The 14,727-nt window shown below is 72.8% G+C and carries 18 protein-coding genes; 13 read left to right on the top strand and 5 right to left on the bottom strand.

Annotation, left to right across the window (positions count from 1 at the left end; translation table 11 throughout):
- The first annotated feature begins 5 nt into the window (after positions 1-5).
- On the top strand, positions 6-1,034 hold the full coding sequence (locus BLT97_RS15730; protein WP_093610476.1) for an ABC transporter permease: 1,029 nt from the start codon (positions 6-8) through the stop codon (positions 1,032-1,034).
- 130 nt (positions 1,035-1,164) lie between these two features.
- Here the strand turns inward: BLT97_RS15730 and BLT97_RS15735 are convergent, their stop codons facing one another.
- Positions 1,165-1,443, bottom strand: coding sequence for a type II toxin-antitoxin system Phd/YefM family antitoxin (locus BLT97_RS15735; RefSeq protein WP_093610478.1), 279 nt, complete (start codon positions 1,441-1,443; stop codon positions 1,165-1,167).
- Between the two features lie 93 nt (positions 1,444-1,536).
- On the opposite strand from BLT97_RS15735, the gene BLT97_RS15740 reads away from it, so the two are divergent.
- The 3 genes from BLT97_RS15740 (at position 1,537) to BLT97_RS15750 (ending at position 3,512) form a co-directional block, all read left to right on the top strand.
- Positions 1,537-2,160, top strand: coding sequence for an ATP-dependent Clp protease proteolytic subunit (locus tag BLT97_RS15740; protein ID WP_093610480.1), 624 nt, complete (start codon positions 1,537-1,539; stop codon positions 2,158-2,160).
- A 7-nt stretch (positions 2,161-2,167) separates the two neighbouring features.
- The gene (locus BLT97_RS15745) at positions 2,168-2,497 is read left to right on the top strand and encodes a hypothetical protein (RefSeq protein ID WP_093610482.1); all 330 of its coding nucleotides are present in this window, start codon (positions 2,168-2,170) and stop codon (positions 2,495-2,497) included.
- Between the two features lie 541 nt (positions 2,498-3,038).
- A complete protein-coding gene (locus tag BLT97_RS15750; protein ID WP_093610484.1) occupies positions 3,039-3,512 on the top strand; it encodes a C40 family peptidase in 474 nt (157 codons plus the stop codon).
- A 122-nt stretch (positions 3,513-3,634) separates the two neighbouring features.
- Here the strand turns inward: BLT97_RS15750 and BLT97_RS15755 are convergent, their stop codons facing one another.
- Positions 3,635-4,267, bottom strand: a complete 633-nt coding sequence (locus tag BLT97_RS15755) for a LysE family translocator (RefSeq protein ID WP_093610486.1) — start codon at positions 4,265-4,267, stop codon at positions 3,635-3,637.
- An 84-nt stretch (positions 4,268-4,351) separates the two neighbouring features.
- On the opposite strand from BLT97_RS15755, the gene BLT97_RS15760 reads away from it, so the two are divergent.
- Positions 4,352-5,278 (top strand): LysR family transcriptional regulator, encoded by a 927-nt coding sequence (locus BLT97_RS15760; protein WP_093610488.1) that lies wholly within the window; start codon positions 4,352-4,354, stop codon positions 5,276-5,278.
- A 25-nt stretch (positions 5,279-5,303) separates the two neighbouring features.
- Here the strand turns inward: BLT97_RS15760 and BLT97_RS15765 are convergent, their stop codons facing one another.
- Entirely contained in the window at positions 5,304-5,660 is a 357-nt protein-coding gene (locus BLT97_RS15765) for a DUF6223 family protein (protein WP_093610490.1), read from the bottom strand.
- A 246-nt stretch (positions 5,661-5,906) separates the two neighbouring features.
- Between BLT97_RS15765 and BLT97_RS15770 the strand changes: the two genes are divergently transcribed.
- Positions 5,907-7,052 (top strand): sensor histidine kinase, encoded by a 1,146-nt coding sequence (locus BLT97_RS15770; RefSeq protein WP_093610492.1) that lies wholly within the window; start codon positions 5,907-5,909, stop codon positions 7,050-7,052.
- Positions 7,049-7,711 carry a response regulator gene (locus BLT97_RS15775; protein WP_093610494.1) on the top strand — a complete coding sequence of 221 codons (663 nt, stop codon included), beginning with the start codon at positions 7,049-7,051 and terminating at the stop codon, positions 7,709-7,711. Before BLT97_RS15770 ends, BLT97_RS15775 begins: the two co-directional genes overlap by 4 nt.
- A gap of 44 nt (positions 7,712-7,755) precedes the next feature.
- Here the strand turns inward: BLT97_RS15775 and BLT97_RS15780 are convergent, their stop codons facing one another.
- Positions 7,756-8,187 carry an ATP-binding protein gene (locus BLT97_RS15780; protein WP_093610496.1) on the bottom strand — a complete coding sequence of 144 codons (432 nt, stop codon included), beginning with the start codon at positions 8,185-8,187 and terminating at the stop codon, positions 7,756-7,758.
- 284 nt (positions 8,188-8,471) lie between these two features.
- Between BLT97_RS15780 and BLT97_RS15785 the strand changes: the two genes are divergently transcribed.
- Together BLT97_RS15785 and BLT97_RS15790 are read left to right on the top strand one after the other, a co-directional pair.
- Entirely contained in the window at positions 8,472-9,335 is an 864-nt protein-coding gene (locus BLT97_RS15785) for a helix-turn-helix domain-containing protein (RefSeq protein ID WP_093610498.1), read from the top strand.
- Positions 9,336-9,344: 9 nt separating this feature from the next.
- Positions 9,345-9,593, top strand: coding sequence for a DUF397 domain-containing protein (locus tag BLT97_RS15790; RefSeq protein ID WP_093610500.1), 249 nt, complete (start codon positions 9,345-9,347; stop codon positions 9,591-9,593).
- A 21-nt stretch (positions 9,594-9,614) separates the two neighbouring features.
- Here BLT97_RS15790 and BLT97_RS15795 read toward each other — a convergent pair whose 3' ends face one another.
- Positions 9,615-10,829 (bottom strand): 8-amino-7-oxononanoate synthase, encoded by a 1,215-nt coding sequence (locus BLT97_RS15795; protein ID WP_093610502.1) that lies wholly within the window; start codon positions 10,827-10,829, stop codon positions 9,615-9,617.
- Positions 10,830-10,998: 169 nt separating this feature from the next.
- On the opposite strand from BLT97_RS15795, the gene bioB reads away from it, so the two are divergent.
- From bioB to BLT97_RS15815, 4 genes are read left to right on the top strand one after another with little or no spacing between them, the layout of a single operon-like run.
- Positions 10,999-12,216, top strand: a complete 1,218-nt coding sequence (bioB, locus tag BLT97_RS15800) for a biotin synthase BioB (protein ID WP_093610504.1) — start codon at positions 10,999-11,001, stop codon at positions 12,214-12,216.
- The gene (locus tag BLT97_RS15805) at positions 12,209-13,495 is read left to right on the top strand and encodes an adenosylmethionine--8-amino-7-oxononanoate transaminase (RefSeq protein ID WP_093610506.1); all 1,287 of its coding nucleotides are present in this window, start codon (positions 12,209-12,211) and stop codon (positions 13,493-13,495) included. The genes bioB and BLT97_RS15805 overlap by 8 nt, the downstream gene beginning before the upstream one ends.
- A 48-nt stretch (positions 13,496-13,543) precedes the next feature.
- Entirely contained in the window at positions 13,544-14,245 is a 702-nt protein-coding gene (bioD, locus tag BLT97_RS15810) for a dethiobiotin synthase (protein WP_093610508.1), read from the top strand.
- Positions 14,246-14,268: 23 nt separating this feature from the next.
- Positions 14,269-14,613, top strand: coding sequence for a VOC family protein (locus BLT97_RS15815; protein WP_093610510.1), 345 nt, complete (start codon positions 14,269-14,271; stop codon positions 14,611-14,613).
- Positions 14,614-14,727 lie beyond the last annotated feature (114 nt).

Consider the following 14,727-nt stretch of genomic DNA (forward strand, 5'->3'; position numbering starts at 1 on the left):
ACGCCATGTCATCCGCTACCTCCGCAGCCTCCGCGCCGCCGGTCGGCACGCACCCGCGCAAGCTCATCGCCGTCATCGTGCTCGTCCCGGTCATCATGGCGCTCGCCCTGTGGGCGTTCGCCTGGCCCGCCTCCCGCACGGCGCCGCGCGACCTGCCCCTCGGCGTCGCGGGACCCGCGTCCGCGGTCACCCAGGTCGAGCAGCAACTCGCCCAGCGCGACGGCGCCTTCGAGATCCACCGCTACGAGGACGAGGCGGCCGCACGCGAGGCGATCGAGGACCGGGCCGTATACGGCGCGATCGTCGTGACGCAGCAGGGGCCGAAGCTGCTGACCGCGACCGCGGCGAGCCCGCTGGTGGCTCAGCTCCTCCAGCAGGCGGCGACTGCCGGAGCGCCGGAAGGCACGGAACTTCCGGTGGACGACGTCGTGGCCGCACCCGCCGACGACCCCCGCGGGGGCGTCCTGAACGCCAGCGTGCTGCCGCTCGCGATCGCCGGCGTCGCGGCCGGCGCTCTGGTCACGGTGATGGGGCTGCGCGGCGGGCGGGCCGTGGTCGCGCTGGTCGGCGCGGCCACCCTGGTCGGCATCGTCGCGGCCGCTCTCGCACACAGCTGGCTCGGCGCACTGACCGGCAGCTGGTGGACCGAGGCGGGCGTGCTCGCCCTGTCGGCCCTCGCCGTGAGCGCTGCCGTCGCGGGCCTCGGGGCCCTGATCGGCACATCGGGCATCGGACTCGGCGCCCTGCTCGTGGTCCTGATCGGCAACCCCTTCTCCGGCGTGGCCTCCGCACCCGAACTGCTGCCCCAACCGGCCGGTCTGCTCGGCCAGTTACTCCCGCCCGGCGCCGGCGGTTCGCTGCTCCGCTCGGTGTCGTTCTTCGACGGCGCGGGCGCGGCGGGACCGGCGATCACGCTGGGCATCTGGGCCCTGGCGGGCCTGGCCCTCGTGCTCATCGGCACGCGCAGGCGGCCGGCTCCGGCCGAGGCGGACGCGGCACCGGCGAACTCGCCGCAGCCGGCGCCCGTCGGCTGACCGTCCGGCGCCCGACCAGCGCCCGTCGGCCGGCAGCCCGGCGCCCGACGAACGCTTCCACTCCCCCGAGAACGGCCGTGCACCCTCGACGTAGCGGACGAGGGTGCACGGTCTTTTGCGCGTTCCGGAACTAGGAGGCCCCGGTCCCCCGGTGCTCGGCGGCGATCCCGAAGCGCTGCTGCTCGCCGGTCGCCGGCGCGGCCGGTGCCACCTGGGACACCGCGCTGATCACCGGCTCCGCATCGGGCGCGGCACCCGCTTCCAGCTTCGCCAGGTCCTCGGCCGAGACCAGGGCGACGAGCGGCTTGCCGTGCCGGGTCACGACGACGCGCTCGCCGCCGTACACCACGCGGTTGATGAGGTCGGCGAGCTCTGCCCGGGCTTGCGTCACCGGAATCTCGTAGGCCATGACCCCATTCTAACGTCACGTACGTCCTGTACATTTTTTACAGAACGGCGTGCGGGTGGCCGACCCGCGCCAACCCCTGAGCGGAGGTTTGCCATGGCCTGGAACCGTTACGTGCTGCCGGAGTTCACCGAGCGCACCAGTCAGGGGGTGCGCACCCAGGACCCGTACGCGAAGCTCCTGGAGGAGCGGATCGTGTTCCTCGGAACGGCCGTGGACGACACGGCGGCCAACGACGTGATGGCGCAGTTCATGTACCTGGAGCACGCAGCGCCCGAGCGGGACATCTCGCTGTACATCAACTCCCCGGGCGGCTCGTTCAGCGCGATGACCGCGATCTACGACACGATGCGCTTCGTCTCCTGCGACGTGGAGACGGTCTGTCTGGGGCAGGCCGTGACCTCGGCCGCGATGCTGCTCGCGGCCGGGACGCCGGGCAAGCGGTCGGCGCTGCCGGGAGCCCGGGTGGTGCTGCATCAGCCCCGGATCGCCGAGCCGGTCGAGGGGCAGACCAGCGATCTGGCCATCCAGGCGGACGAACTGCTGCGCACGCGCGCCCTGTTCGAGGAGATGCTCGCGCGGCACACCGGGCAGGCACAGGAGACCGTGTCCGCGGACATCGAGCGGGACAAGATCTTCGACGCGTCCGCGGCCGTGGCGTACGGACTCGTCGACCGGATCGTGCCCAGCCGCAGGGCGCTCGCCGCGGAAGGCCGGTGATCGGGGAATGTGGCCACCGCAGCCGCCACCGCTGCCCGCACTCACGCGCGCCGAGGGCGAGTTGATCGACCGGTATCTCGAAGTGGTCGACCTCCTCGGCCGGATCAATCCCGCACGCGGCCGCGACACCTACAGCGGTCTGCGCGCCGCCCAGGCCCTGGTCGCGAAGGCCGTGGAGCTGCGGGACGCGCTGGACGCCATGCATCACCGCGGTGAGAGCGAGGTGCACGCGGCGACCCTCGCCCGTGCGCTGCGGGTGCTCGACGGGGAGCGGCGCAGCGGGCGGGTCGCCCTGCCGCCCGTCGCGGGCACCCCAGTCGACGAGGTGGACGGCTGAAGAGGCGTCTGCATGCGCCTTCTGGTAGCCCGAACGCGCTCCCCCTGATGGCGTAATCATGGGGCAGACGAACGTACGAGAAATGTTGCGCAAGGCCTGCACGCGCCAGCCGGAATGATTCATTCCGCCGCTGGTACGCGGGTCGTCGCGGCGCCGATCTCTGCGCGTAACCAACCCTTGTCCACCCGAACGGGTCAGCCGTGAGGAGCCTCACAAACGGTCGTTTCTGCTCGGAAATCGGCCCGGCGGTGCGTGAAGATCCCTTCCGACGACAAGCCCCCGCCGCAGCGGCGGGGCGGTCCGGGTGGACGCCGAGTCCTGCCGCCGCTCGGATGCCAGGTCGACATCGGTGGACCGGCAGGAGTGGAGGACCCGAGCAGTACGGGGCTCAGGAGTCTGTCGAAACGGCAGGTTCCGGCCCCTTGGGGTGAAGTCGCCGGACCGGCGCGGCAGTCGAGCCGTGGCGGGATGGCGGCCGGGCATTCTTCGTTGCCCGAATCCGACAGGTCATCCTTCACAGGCGGCTGACGAAGGGTTGCGCATGACTGCGCGTCATCGTGTTCCGTCTCTGATCACGCGGGCCGGGAGCGCTTCGGCGCTCACGCTCGCGGTAGTCGGCGGCACCGTTCTCGTACCAGGAGCAGCACACGACGCCGAGGCCGCGACCGCGGCCACCAAGGCCGTTCAGATCGCCGCGTCGAAGAAGGGGTCGCCGTACAAGTACGGGGCCACCGGACCACGCAGGTTCGACTGCTCGGGGCTGACGCTCTACTCGTACAAGCGCGCCGGCAAGAAGCTGCCGCGTACGGCGGCGGCCCAGTACAACAAGACCCGGCACATCCGGGCGAGCCAGCGCAAGCACGGGGACCTGGTGTTCTTCCACTCCGGCCGGAACGTGTACCACGTGGGCATATACGCCGGGAAGGGCCGCATCTGGCACTCCCCGAAGCCCGGTTCGAAGGTGCGTCTGGAGAAGATCTGGACGAAGAGCGTGTGGTACGGGCGCGTCCGCTGAACGGGCGCCCTGCCCAAGTGAGTTGAGCGGCACGCCGTCCCGCCTCCTGACGACGCGGAGGCGGGACGGCGTGCCAGGGGCGCGGTGGACCGGGCGGCCGGCAGCCGGTGCCGTCCGGGCTGTCAGCCCGTCAACGGGGCGATCAGCAGACCGAGTCCCAGCGCCGTGAGGGCGATCCCGGTGGCGGCCTCCACGGTGCGGGCGGCGCGCGGCCGGCGCAGGAGCCGGCCGAGGCGGTCCACCAGGAGCGCGACCGCCGGGAACCACAGCAGGGCGAGCACGACGACGATCGTCGCGAGCAGCAGCGTGCGGGGCAGCGCGGACCCCTGGTCGGGGACGAACTGCGGCAGGATGCTCAGGAACGTGATCGACGCCTTGGGGTTGAGGGCGTTGGTGAGGAAGCCCTGGCGCAGCGCGGCCGCGGCGGTGAGCCGGGGTACGGCCTCCGGCGCCTCGGCCGTCTCCGTACGGGGGCGGCGCAGCGCCAGCAGCGCCTGGACGCCGAGGTGGAGCACGTACGCGGCGCCGATCAGCTGCAGGGCGCGGAAGAGCGTGGGCAGGGCGGCCAGGACCGCCGCGACGCCCGCCACGGCAAGCACGGTGTGCAGCAGCAGGCCGGCGGCGATCCCGAAGGCGCTGGCGAGACCTGCTCTGCGCGAGACGAGGGCGCCGCGCACCACCACGGCGAAGTCGGCACCGGGCAGGGCGACAAGACCTGCGGCGAGCAGCGTGAAGGCGAGCAGCGTGGCGTCCATGGCCCCAGCCTGCCGCCGTACAGCCTTCAGCAGGTACTTGCAATCTTGAAGGTCTGCCTTAAGCGCTGCTTTAGGCTGGCTCCCATGTACGACCCGACCCGTCTCGCCGCGCTCGTCGCCGTGTCCGAAGCAGGTTCGATCACCCGGGCCGCCGAGCGGCTGGGATACACAGCTCCGGCGCTGTCGCAGCAGCTGGCCAAGCTGGAGCGGGAGGCGGGCACGGTGCTGCTCGTACGGCATCATCGTGGCGCGCGCCTCACGGCGGCCGGTGAGCTCCTGGTCGCGCGGGCGCGGCGGGTGCTCGACGAGCTGGACCGGGCGCGGCACGAACTCGCGCAGTTGTCGGGCCTGTCCGGTGGACGGCTGCGGATCGGGACGTTCCCCTCGGCGGGCATCCATCTGCTGCCGCCTGCGCTCAGCGCGTTCCGGCGGGCGCATCCCGATGTGGAGCTGTCGGTGGCGGAGTTCGAGCCGCCGGCCGGGGTGTCGGCGGTGGCCGACGGTGCGGTCGACCTGGCCCTCACGCACACCTACGAGCCGGCCGATCCGGAGCCGCTGCCGCGCTCCGTACGCGCGGAGGTGCTCCTGGTCGAGGAGTTGGTCCTGGTGACGGCGCCCGGGCACGCACTCTCGGCGGGCACGGACCGGCTGCCGCTGACCGGCCTCGCGGGGCAGCCGCTGATCTCGATGGCGCCGCACCACCCGCGGCGCCGCGGGGTCGAGGCGGCGCTCGCGGCGGCCGGGGCGGCGCCCGCGGTCGTGATGGAGACGCCGGGGTACGCGGTCGTGTGCGCGCTGGCGAGCGCCGGGCTCGGGGTCGCGGTGGTGCCGGAGATGGTGGCGCGGATGGCCTCGACTCCCGTGGGGGTACGGCGACTTGAGCCCTCGACGCTGCGCCGGACGATCTCAGTGGTGCACCGGGCGGAGGAGACCGATGCCGCCGCGGGAACGCTCCGCGCCTTGCTGCGCGGAGCGTTCGGGCGGACGGGAGGCGGGGTCGGGGCGGTGTGACGTGGAGGCTCCCAAAAGCCTCAGGTCAGGCACTGCGCCTGCTGCCCGAGCGGCTCAGCACCCGGGCGCCGAGTGCCATGGCCGCGAGGCCGAGCGGGATGGCGATCACCGCGCCGACCTGCCCGTTGCCGGTGCCCGGGCCGCCGTCGGAGGTGGCCAGGTGCAGGATCGCGAGGAAGGTGCCGGCCAGGCCGACCGCGAGGGCGGACAGGGCGCCGGTCCGTGCGCCGACGACGCGGACGCGGCCCTTCGTCGCGGCGAGCGCCAGCCAGCCGAGCGCCAGGCCCAACAGGCCGGTTCCCAGAGCCAGGTTGGCGCCGGTGCGGCCGTCGCCGATGACTCCGCCCTCGGCGGCGGACAGCAGGATCTGTGTCGCGTTCATGCGTGCTCCTCGGTCGGGGATCCAGCGGGCTCTCCCGGTGGATCGAGGGGTCTGTCGTACTGCTTCGAGACTGCCGTCGGCGCAGGTCCGGGTCGTCCGCCGGACGCAGACACTTCGCGCTGCTGCGGGCGCCGCACGCGGCTACCGCGGATGTGGCAGCACTCCCCCGCCTACCGCGCCCGTAGTAGCCGGCTGATCGTCCACCGGCACGACTCGCCGCGCCGGGGCCGCGGCTAGGGTGCGGTCATGGACATAGGTGCGGCCCTCGCCGCCGGGCGTGCGCGCGTACCGGCCCGGGCCACGGACTGGCTGGTCGCCGTGGCCGTGGCGGCGCTCCTGCTCGGCAGCGGGCTCGCCGGACCGGGACCCGGCGGGGGTGCGGAACTTGCCGGGTGCGTGCTGCTCGCGGCGGGCGGGCTCGCGCTGGCGGCGCGGGGCAGGGCGCCGGTCGCCGTGCTCGCCTTCACCGGGCTGTGTGCGCTCGGCTACCAGACGGCCGGGTTCGAGGTGCTGTCCGTGGCCTATCTGGTCGCGGTGTACGGCGCGGTCCGGGCCGGCCGCCATCTCGTCACGGTGCTGACCTCCGTGGCGCTCTTCGTCCTCCTCCATGTCTCCGCACTCCTCTTCTACGACGGTCCGGCGCGCGAGGCACTCGCCCAGGCCCGCGGCACGCTCGAAGTCGCCTGGCTGATCGCGGCGTTCGCGGCGGGCGAGGCGCTGCGCCAGGCGGAGCGGCGCGCGCGGGAGGCGGAGCGCAGCCGCGAGGAGACGGCCCGGCGGCGCGCGGACGAGGAACGGCTGCACATCGCACGGGAGTTGCACGACTCCCTCACCCACCAGATCTCGATCATCAAGGTGCAGTCCGAGGTCGCGGTGCATGTGGCGCGGCGGCGCGGCGAACAGGTTCCCGAAGCGCTGCTCGCGATCCAGGAGGCGGGCCGCGAGGCCACCCGGGAGCTGCGGGCGACACTGGAGGCGCTGCGCGACGACGACACCGCGCCGCCCCGCGGGATCGAGGACATCGAGGAGCTGGTCCGGCGAGCCTGCCGCGGCGGGCTCACGGTGCAGCTCACCGTCGAGGGTCAGGAAGCGGACGTCCCGGCGGCGGTGGGGCGCACCGCGTACCGGATCGTGCAGGAAGCACTCACCAACGTCGCCCGGCACGCGCACGCCGCGCACGCCCGCGTCCTGATCGACCACCGGCCCGGCACCCTGACCGTCCAGGTCGAGGACGACGGCCGGGCCACCGCGGACGCCCCGCCGGAGCCGGGCCTCGGTCTGCTCGGGATGCGCGAACGCGTCACCGTGCTCGGCGGCCGGCTGCGGGCCGCGCCGCGGGCCGTCGGAGGGTTCACCGTCCGCGCGGAACTGCCTGTGGAGCGTGCCCGATGATCCGAGTCCTGCTGATCGACGACCAGCCGCTGATCCGCAGCGGGTTCCGTGCGCTGCTCGACCTCGAGGAGGACATCGACGTCGTGGCCGAGGCCGCCGACGGCGAGGCGGGTCTGGCGCTCGTACGGCAGCACGTACCCGACGTCGTCCTGGCCGACATCCAGATGCCCGTGCTCGACGGCATCGAGACCACCCGGCGGATCGCCGCGGACCCGTCCCTGTCCGCCGTGCACGTGGTGATCCTGACGAACTACGGCATGGACGAGTACGTGCTCGACGCGCTGCGGGCCGGTGCGGCCGGCTTCCTCGTCAAGGACATCCTGCCGGAGGACCTGCTGCACTCGGTCCGGGTGGCGGCCCGCGGCGACGCCCTGCTCGCCCCGTCGATCACGCGCAGGCTCATCCACCGCTTCGTCGCCCAGCCGCAGGCCGCCGTCACGGGCACGGGTCTTGACGAGCTCACCGGACGGGAGCGGGAGGCCGTGGCGCTGGCCGCGCAGGGGCTCTCCAACGACGAGATCGCCGACCACATGGTGATCAGCCCGCTGACGGCGAAGACGCACATCAACCGGGCGATGACGAAGCTGCACGTGCGCGATCGCGCCCAACTGGTCGTCCTGGCCTACGAGTCGGGGCTCGTGACGCCGCGTACCCCCTGAACGGCGCGGGCTCGGCGCTGGATCGGTGCCGCCGCCGACCGGCCTCAGCTCTGGACCGGCGCCGTCCAAGGCAACGCGATCCACACCGTCTTGCCGCCCTCCGCCGTGGCGTTCACCGACAGGCGGCCGCCGCACTCGGCGGTGAGCCAGCGGATGATCACCATGCCGCGCCCGTTGTCCTGCTGGACCGCGGCGGGCAGCCGCTTGGGGAAGCGGGGGTGGCTGTCGGTCACCCCGATGCGCAGCTGCTCGTCGCGCTCCAGCTCCACGTCCACCGTGAAGGTGGGCGACTGGCCGAAGGTGTGCTGTACGGCGTTGGTGGCCAGTTCGGAGACGATCAGCCGGACGGTGTCGGCCACTTCGGCGTCGCCGGGCAGCCCCCACTCCGAAAGCACGTTGATCACGTAGTTCCGTGCCGCGGACACCGAGGCGGGATCGCTCGGCAGCGTGACGGATGCTTCCTGGTGGTCTGCCATGGCGACGCTGTCCCTTTCCCACCGGGGCCGATCCGGCGCAGGGCTGGCCGGAATGCGAATCACCTGAATCACGGAGTGCCCCGGACTGGTGCTTCGCGCCAGACTGCCACTACCCAAGCGCCAACACGTGCCGATCCCCCAAGATATGCATATATCTGTCGCTCGAAGCGGTGAACTCTGCTACGGAAGACCGTATTTGGGAGCGACACTGACCCATCGGCTGCACGGGCCGCCGCCCCCGCCGATGGAAGGCCTCCGCCCACGCCGACCGGAAGGAGCAGGGCATGAAATACGGGCCCGCGGTACGGCGCCGCAAACTCGGTGCCGAGCTGCGTGCGCTGCGCGACCGTGCGGGACTCACCAGTGGAGAGGTGGCGCAGCTCGTCGGCTGGCATCAGTCGAAGGTGAGCCGCATAGAGACCGGGGCGAGCAGCGCCAAGCCCGCGGACGTGGGCGTGCTCCTCGATGCCTACGAGGTCCGCGATCCCCAACGGCGGGCGCTGTTCGAGGCGTTGGCGGGCGCGGACGGGGACGGAGCGGCCCGCCATCAGTGGTGGCACGCGTACAAGGGACTGCTTCCGCCCGAGTACCGCGACTTCATCTCCCTGGAGTCGCAGGCCTGCCGGGTGCGTACGTTGGAGACCGCCGTGGTACCCGGACTCCTGCAGACACCGGAGTACGCCCGGGCCGTCACGCGGGCGGCGCTCGACGGGCTGCCGGAGGGGCAGGTGGACGAGCTGGTGCAGGTGCGCCTGGCCCGTCAGGACGTGCTGCGCGGCGACCCTCCGCTGGAGCTGAGCGCGGTGCTCGACGAGGCGGTGCTGCGCAGGCCGGTGGGCGGATACGGCGTCATGGGGCGGCAGTTGCGACGCCTGGTGGAAGTGGCACAACTGCCCCATGTGTCACTCCAAGTGCTTCCCTTTGCCGCGGGAGGCCACGTGGGCCTCACGGGACCCTTTCTTATTTTTTCGTTCCCGAACATTGCTGATCTGGATGTGGTTGTTCTCGACCATTTGACGAGTAGCCTCTACCTGGAGCGGAAAGAAGACCTCAAGGCCTACACCGAGGCCTTCAACTCCCTTCAGGAACAGGCCCTTTCGGCCGAGGACAGCCTGGAATACATCGCCGGGATCGGTGATGGCGCGTAAGGAGGCACGATGACTGCACTGCCTCGGTACGTTCTCTCCAGTACCTCTCTGAACAGAGTCGAACATCCCCTCCGGTGGCGGCGCAGCAGCCGAAGCACCGGGATGAACAACTGCGTGGAGACAGCGGCACTCAGCCAGGGGTCGCTGTCGGGTCTGCTCGCCGTCCGCGATTCCAAGGACACGGCAGGCCCGGCTCTGGTCTTCGCACCCGCCGCATGGAGCGCCTTCCTCGACGCCGTCCGAGGCGAGGAACTCTAGAGCGGGTTCATAGGAACAGTGCTACGGCGCGGTGCGGACGATGGTCCGTACCGCGTCTTCGATTTCGGCGTCGGTGAGGTCGGCCCGGGCCGTGAGCCGCAGCCGCGAGATGCCGTCCGGAACGGACGGCGGACGGAAGCAGCCGACCAGCAGCCCCGCCGCTCGGCAGGCCGCGGCCCAGGCGACCGCCTCGTCCGGCGAAGGGGCGCGGACGGAGACCACGGCCGCGTCGGGCCGTACCGCCTGAAGACCGGCGCCCGTCAGCCCGGCGTGCAGGGCCGTGGCCACCGCACGGGCGCGCGCGGCCCGTGCGGGCTCGCGGCGCAGCAGCCGCAGGGCCGCGAGCGCTCCCCCGGCGGCGGCGGGCGCGAGGCCGGTGTCGAAGATGAAGGTGCGGGCCGTGTTCACCAGGTGCTGGATCACCTTGGCGGGTCCGAGCACCGCGCCGCCCTGGCTGCCGAGCGACTTCGAGAGGGTGAGCGTGGCGACCACGTCGGGTGCGCCCGCGAGGCCCGCGGCCTGCGCGGCGCCACGTCCGCCCGCGCCGAGCACGCCGAGTCCGTGCGCGTCGTCGAGGATCAGTCCGGCGCCGAACCGGCGGCATACGGCGGCGAGTTCGGCCAGCGGCGCGCGGTCGCCGTCGACCGAGAACACCGAGTCGGTGACCGCGAGCGCCGGGCCCCGGTGGGTGTCGAGCGCCTTGCGGACCGCCTCGGGGTCGTTGTGCGCGGCGACGGCGGTGGTGCCGCGGGCCAGGCGGCAGCCGTCGATCAGCGAGGCGTGGTTGCCCGCGTCCGAGACGACGAGGGTGCCGTGCGGGGCGAGCGCGGTGACGGCGGCGAGGTTGGCCGCGTAGCCGGAGGACAGCACGAGGGCTGCCTCGAAGCCGCAGAACTCGGCCAGTTCGCGCTCCAGTTGGGCGTGCAGCTCCGTGGTGCCGGTGACGAGGCGCGAGCCCGTCGCCCCCGATCCCCACGTACGGGCCGCCAGTGCAGCGCCCTCGACGACCTCGGGGTGGCGGGTCAGGCCCAGGTAGTCGTTGCTCGCCAGGTCGAGCAGCGGCGAGTCGGCGGGCCGGGGCCGCAGGGTCCGTACGAGTCCGGCGCCGCGGCGCAGCTCGGCCTGCTCGTCGAGCCAGCCGAAGGGATCACCGGACGGGGCTGCGGAGTGGGCTGCGGACGGGTCGCCGGCACGGTCGTGCGCGGGGTCGGCGTGCGGGTGCGCTGGCGTGGCCATCCGGGCGTCCTCGGGTGCTCGGGGAGTGCCGCTCGTCTTTGTCGGCAGTCAACAGACACTAGCCGCACTTGCCCGAGGTCAGCGTGTGGCAATACCCACACCTCGGCGGGCCACTGTTGTGCGGTTCCTACTTGGCCGGGCGTGCTGCCGTAGGCGAGGATCTGCACTCATGGACCTGCTGAACACGCTCGTGGACAAGGGGCTTCGGCGCGAGCTGCCGACCCGCGAAGAGGCGCTCGCCGTGCTCGCCACCTCCGACGACGACCTGCTCGACGTGGTCGCCGCCGCGGGCAAGGTGCGCCGCAAGTGGTTCGGGCGCCGCGTGAAGCTCAACTACCTGGTGAACCTCAAGTCCGGCCTGTGCCCCGAGGACTGCTCCTACTGCTCGCAGCGGCTCGGCTCCAAGGCCGAGATCCTCAAGTACACGTGGCTGAAGCCGGAGGACGCCTCGAAGGCGGCCGCGGCCGGTGTCGCGGGCGGCGCCAAGCGGGTCTGCCTGGTGGCGAGCGGGCGCGGTCCGACGGACCGGGACGTGGACCGGGTCTCCAAGACCATCGAGGCGATCAAGGAGCAGAACGAGGGCGTCGAGGTCTGCGCCTGCCTCGGGCTGCTCTCCGCGGGCCAGGCCGACCGGCTGCGCGAGGCCGGCGCCGACGCGTACAACCACAACCTCAACACCTCCGAGGGCACGTACGGCGAGATCACCACGACGCACACGTACCAGGACCGCGTGGACACCGTGCAGCAGGCGCAGGCCGCGGGCCTGTCGGCCTGCTCGGGTCTGATCGCGGGCATGGGCGAGAGCGACGAGGACCTCGTCGACGTGGTCTTCTCGCTGCGCGAGCTCGACCCGGACTCGGTGCCGGTGAACTTCCTGATCCCCTTCGAAGGCACCCCGCTCGCCAAGGAGTGGAATCTGACGCCGCAGCGCGCGCTGCGCATCCTCGCGATGGTGCGGTTCGTCTGCCCCGACGTCGAGGTCCGGCTCGCGGGCGGCCGCGAGGTGCATCTGCGCACGCTCCAGCCGCTCGCGCTGCACCTGGCCAACTCCATTTTCCTGGGCGACTACTTGACCAGTGAGGGCCAGGCCGGCAAGGCCGACCTGGAGATGATCGCGGACGCCGGGTTCGAGGTGGAGGGCGCGGGCACCACCACGCTGCCCGAGCACCGGGCGGACGCGGCGGCGGGCGGGTGCGGGTCGCACGCCGGGGCCTCCGGGTGCGGGTCGCACGAGGAGGCCGGGTGCGGGTCGCACGGGTCGGCCGGCTGCGGGCCGTGCGGCTCGGGTGTCTCCGAGCCCGAGGCCGCGACCGTCCCCGAGGCCCGTACGGATCTCGTGTCGGTACGCCGCCGCGGCGCCGGAACGGACCTGGCGCCCAATGCCTGAGCCGTCCGGCCTGTCCGTGACCGAGCTCCTCGACCTCGACCGGCGCCACGTCTGGCACCCGTACGGTCCGATGCCCGGCCGCCAGGAGCCCCTGGTCGTCGAGTCGGCGAACGGGGTCGGACTGCGCCTGGCGGGCGGCGAGGAGCTGGTCGACGGGATGTCGTCCTGGTGGTCGGCGATCCACGGCTACAACCACCCGGTCCTCAACGAGGCCGCGCGCGGCCAGCTGGACCGGATGAGCCACGTCATGTTCGGCGGGCTGACCCATGAGCCCGCCGTACGTCTGAGCAAACTGCTGGTCGACATCACGCCGGAAGGCCTGGAGCACGTCTTCCTCGCGGACTCCGGTTCGGTGTCGGTCGAGGTGGCCCAGAAGATGTGCCTGCAGTACTGGCGCTCGCTCGGCCGGCCGGGCAAGCAGCGGCTCATCACCTGGCGCGGCGGCTACCACGGGGACACGTGGCACCCGATGTCGGTGTGCGACCCCGACGGCGGTATGCACGAGCTGTGGTCGGGTGCGCTGCCGCGCCAGGTGTTCGCGCCCGCTCCCCCGGCCGCGTTCGACGAGGCGTACGCCGAGCTGCTGCGCGCGACGATCGCCGAGCACGCCGAGGAGACGGCCGCGGTGATCGTGGAGCCGGTGGTGCAGGGTGCGGGCGGGATGCGCTTCCACTCCCCTGCGTATCTGCGCGTGCTGCGCGAGGCCTGCGACGCGCACGACGTCCTCCTTGTGTTCGACGAGATCGCCACGGGCTTCGGGCGTACGGGAGAGCTGTTCGCGGCCGGGCACGCGGGCGTGACGCCCGATGTGATGTGTGTGGGCAAGGCGCTGACCGGCGGCTATCTCACGCTGGCGGCGACGCTGTGCACCGCGCGCGTGGCCGAGGGCATCTCGCGCGGCGAGGTGCCGGTGCTCGCGCACGGCCCCACGTTCATGGGAAACCCGCTGGCCGCCTCGGTGGCCTGCGCCTCGATCGAGCTGCTGCTCGGCCAGGACTGGCAGAGCGAGGTCAAGCGTATCGAGTACGGGCTGGCCGAAGGCCTCGCGCCGGCCTCCGCGCTGCCGGGGGTCGTGGACGTACGCGTCCTCGGCGCCATCGGGGTCGTCCAGCTGGACCACGAGGTCGACATGGCGGCGGCGACCCGGGCGGCGGTCCGCGAGGGCGTGTGGCTGCGGCCCTTCCGCGACCTCGTCTACACGATGCCGCCGTACGTCACCGGGGACGCGGATGTCGCCCGGATCTGCCGTGCGGTGGTCGCGGCCGCGCGCGAAGGCTGAGCCCTGCGGGGCGGACCGTGAACTGCTCGGGTACGAAGGAGAGTTGAGATGCCGGTACTGATCGTCACAGGCACCGGGACCGAGATCGGCAAGACGGTCACCACGGCTGCGCTCGCCGCGGTGGCCCTCGCCGCCGGGCGCTCGGTCGCCGTGCTCAAGCCGGCGCAGACGGGTGTCGCGCCCGGTGAGGCGGGTGACGTGGCCGAGGTCGCCCGGCTCGCGGGCGCCGTCACCGGGCTCGAACTCGCCCGCTATCCGGAGCCGTTGGCGCCCGCGACCGCGGCCCGGCGCGCGGGCATGGCACCGGTCGCGCCCGCGGATATCGCCCGGGCCGCGGAGAAGCTGGCCGCCGAGCACGACCTCGTCCTGGTCGAAGGCGCGGGCGGGCTGCTCGTCCGGTTCGACGATTCCGGCACGACGCTCGCCGACGCGGCCCGGCTGCTCGGCGCGCCGGTGCTCGTGGTGGCTCCGGCCGGGCTCGGCACGCTCAACTCGACGGCCCTGACCGGCGAGGCGCTGCGGGCACGCGGCCTCACCCAGGAGGGCGTGGTGGTCGGCAGCATGCCGGCGCGGCCCGGTCTCGCCGAGCGGTGCAACATCGCGGATCTGCCGGTCGCGGCCGAGGCCCCGCTGCTCGGGGCGGTGCCCGAGGGGGCGGGGGCGCTCGATCCCGCCCTCTTCCGCGCGCGGGCCGCGTCGTGGCTGGCGCCGCGACTCGGCGGCACGTGGGCGGCACCCGAGTTCCGCTGAGCCGCGCCCTTACGCTTGCGCCCATGCGCGCACGAATCGAGGAAATCGTCTTCGACTGCTCCGACCCCGCCCGACTGGTCCGCTTCTGGGCCGCGTTGCTCGACGCCGAGCCCGTGGACCGCTCGCCCGACTGGTCGTACATCGATCCGCCGGGGTTCGCCCGGATCGCCTTCCAGCGGGTCCCGGAGGGCAAGGCCGCCAAGAACCGGCTGCATCTGGACCTCAACGGGGGTGACGTCGCCGCCGCGACCGCCGAGGCGGAGGCGCTGGGCGCGCGGCGCGTCGGCGAGGTCGTCACCGACGCCTATGGGGACTTCCAGGTGCTGCGGGACCCCGAGGGCAACGAGTTCTGCTTCGTGAGCGGGTAGCGGACGCGGCGGTCCGGCGGAGCGGCGGGAATCTCCCCCGGCCCGCTCCCGCCGGGGCGGAATCCGCGGATACGGGGTGAGAATCGTAGGCGACGCACCCGTCGGCCGAGGAGG

This window comes from Streptomyces indicus, from assembly GCF_900100315.1.
GTDB lineage: Bacteria > Actinomycetota > Actinomycetes > Streptomycetales > Streptomycetaceae > Streptomyces > Streptomyces indicus.

What these genes read in the sequence shown, in the direction of transcription:
- BLT97_RS15805 (WP_093610506.1), top strand. Translation starts at nt 12,209, where the DNA reads ATGCCTGAGCCGTCCGGCCTGTCCGTGACCGAGCTCCTCGACCTCGAC.
- BLT97_RS15765 (WP_093610490.1), bottom strand. Translation starts at nt 5,660, where the DNA reads ATGAACGCGACACAGATCCTGCTGTCCGCCGCCGAGGGCGGAGTCATC.
- BLT97_RS15750 (WP_093610484.1), top strand. Translation starts at nt 3,039, where the DNA reads ATGACTGCGCGTCATCGTGTTCCGTCTCTGATCACGCGGGCCGGGAGC.
- bioB (WP_093610504.1), top strand. Translation starts at nt 10,999, where the DNA reads ATGGACCTGCTGAACACGCTCGTGGACAAGGGGCTTCGGCGCGAGCTG.
- BLT97_RS15790 (WP_093610500.1), top strand. Translation starts at nt 9,345, where the DNA reads ATGACTGCACTGCCTCGGTACGTTCTCTCCAGTACCTCTCTGAACAGA.
- BLT97_RS15730 (WP_093610476.1), top strand. Translation starts at nt 6, where the DNA reads ATGTCATCCGCTACCTCCGCAGCCTCCGCGCCGCCGGTCGGCACGCAC.
- BLT97_RS15740 (WP_093610480.1), top strand. Translation starts at nt 1,537, where the DNA reads ATGGCCTGGAACCGTTACGTGCTGCCGGAGTTCACCGAGCGCACCAGT.
- BLT97_RS15745 (WP_093610482.1), top strand. Translation starts at nt 2,168, where the DNA reads ATGTGGCCACCGCAGCCGCCACCGCTGCCCGCACTCACGCGCGCCGAG.
- BLT97_RS15795 (WP_093610502.1), bottom strand. Translation starts at nt 10,829, where the DNA reads ATGGCCACGCCAGCGCACCCGCACGCCGACCCCGCGCACGACCGTGCC.
- BLT97_RS15735 (WP_093610478.1), bottom strand. Translation starts at nt 1,443, where the DNA reads ATGGCCTACGAGATTCCGGTGACGCAAGCCCGGGCAGAGCTCGCCGAC.
- BLT97_RS15755 (WP_093610486.1), bottom strand. Translation starts at nt 4,267, where the DNA reads ATGGACGCCACGCTGCTCGCCTTCACGCTGCTCGCCGCAGGTCTTGTC.
- BLT97_RS15760 (WP_093610488.1), top strand. Translation starts at nt 4,352, where the DNA reads ATGTACGACCCGACCCGTCTCGCCGCGCTCGTCGCCGTGTCCGAAGCA.
- BLT97_RS15815 (WP_093610510.1), top strand. Translation starts at nt 14,269, where the DNA reads ATGCGCGCACGAATCGAGGAAATCGTCTTCGACTGCTCCGACCCCGCC.
- BLT97_RS15770 (WP_093610492.1), top strand. Translation starts at nt 5,907, where the DNA reads ATGGACATAGGTGCGGCCCTCGCCGCCGGGCGTGCGCGCGTACCGGCC.
- BLT97_RS15780 (WP_093610496.1), bottom strand. Translation starts at nt 8,187, where the DNA reads ATGGCAGACCACCAGGAAGCATCCGTCACGCTGCCGAGCGATCCCGCC.
- bioD (WP_093610508.1), top strand. Translation starts at nt 13,544, where the DNA reads ATGCCGGTACTGATCGTCACAGGCACCGGGACCGAGATCGGCAAGACG.
- BLT97_RS15775 (WP_093610494.1), top strand. Translation starts at nt 7,049, where the DNA reads ATGATCCGAGTCCTGCTGATCGACGACCAGCCGCTGATCCGCAGCGGG.
- BLT97_RS15785 (WP_093610498.1), top strand. Translation starts at nt 8,472, where the DNA reads ATGAAATACGGGCCCGCGGTACGGCGCCGCAAACTCGGTGCCGAGCTG.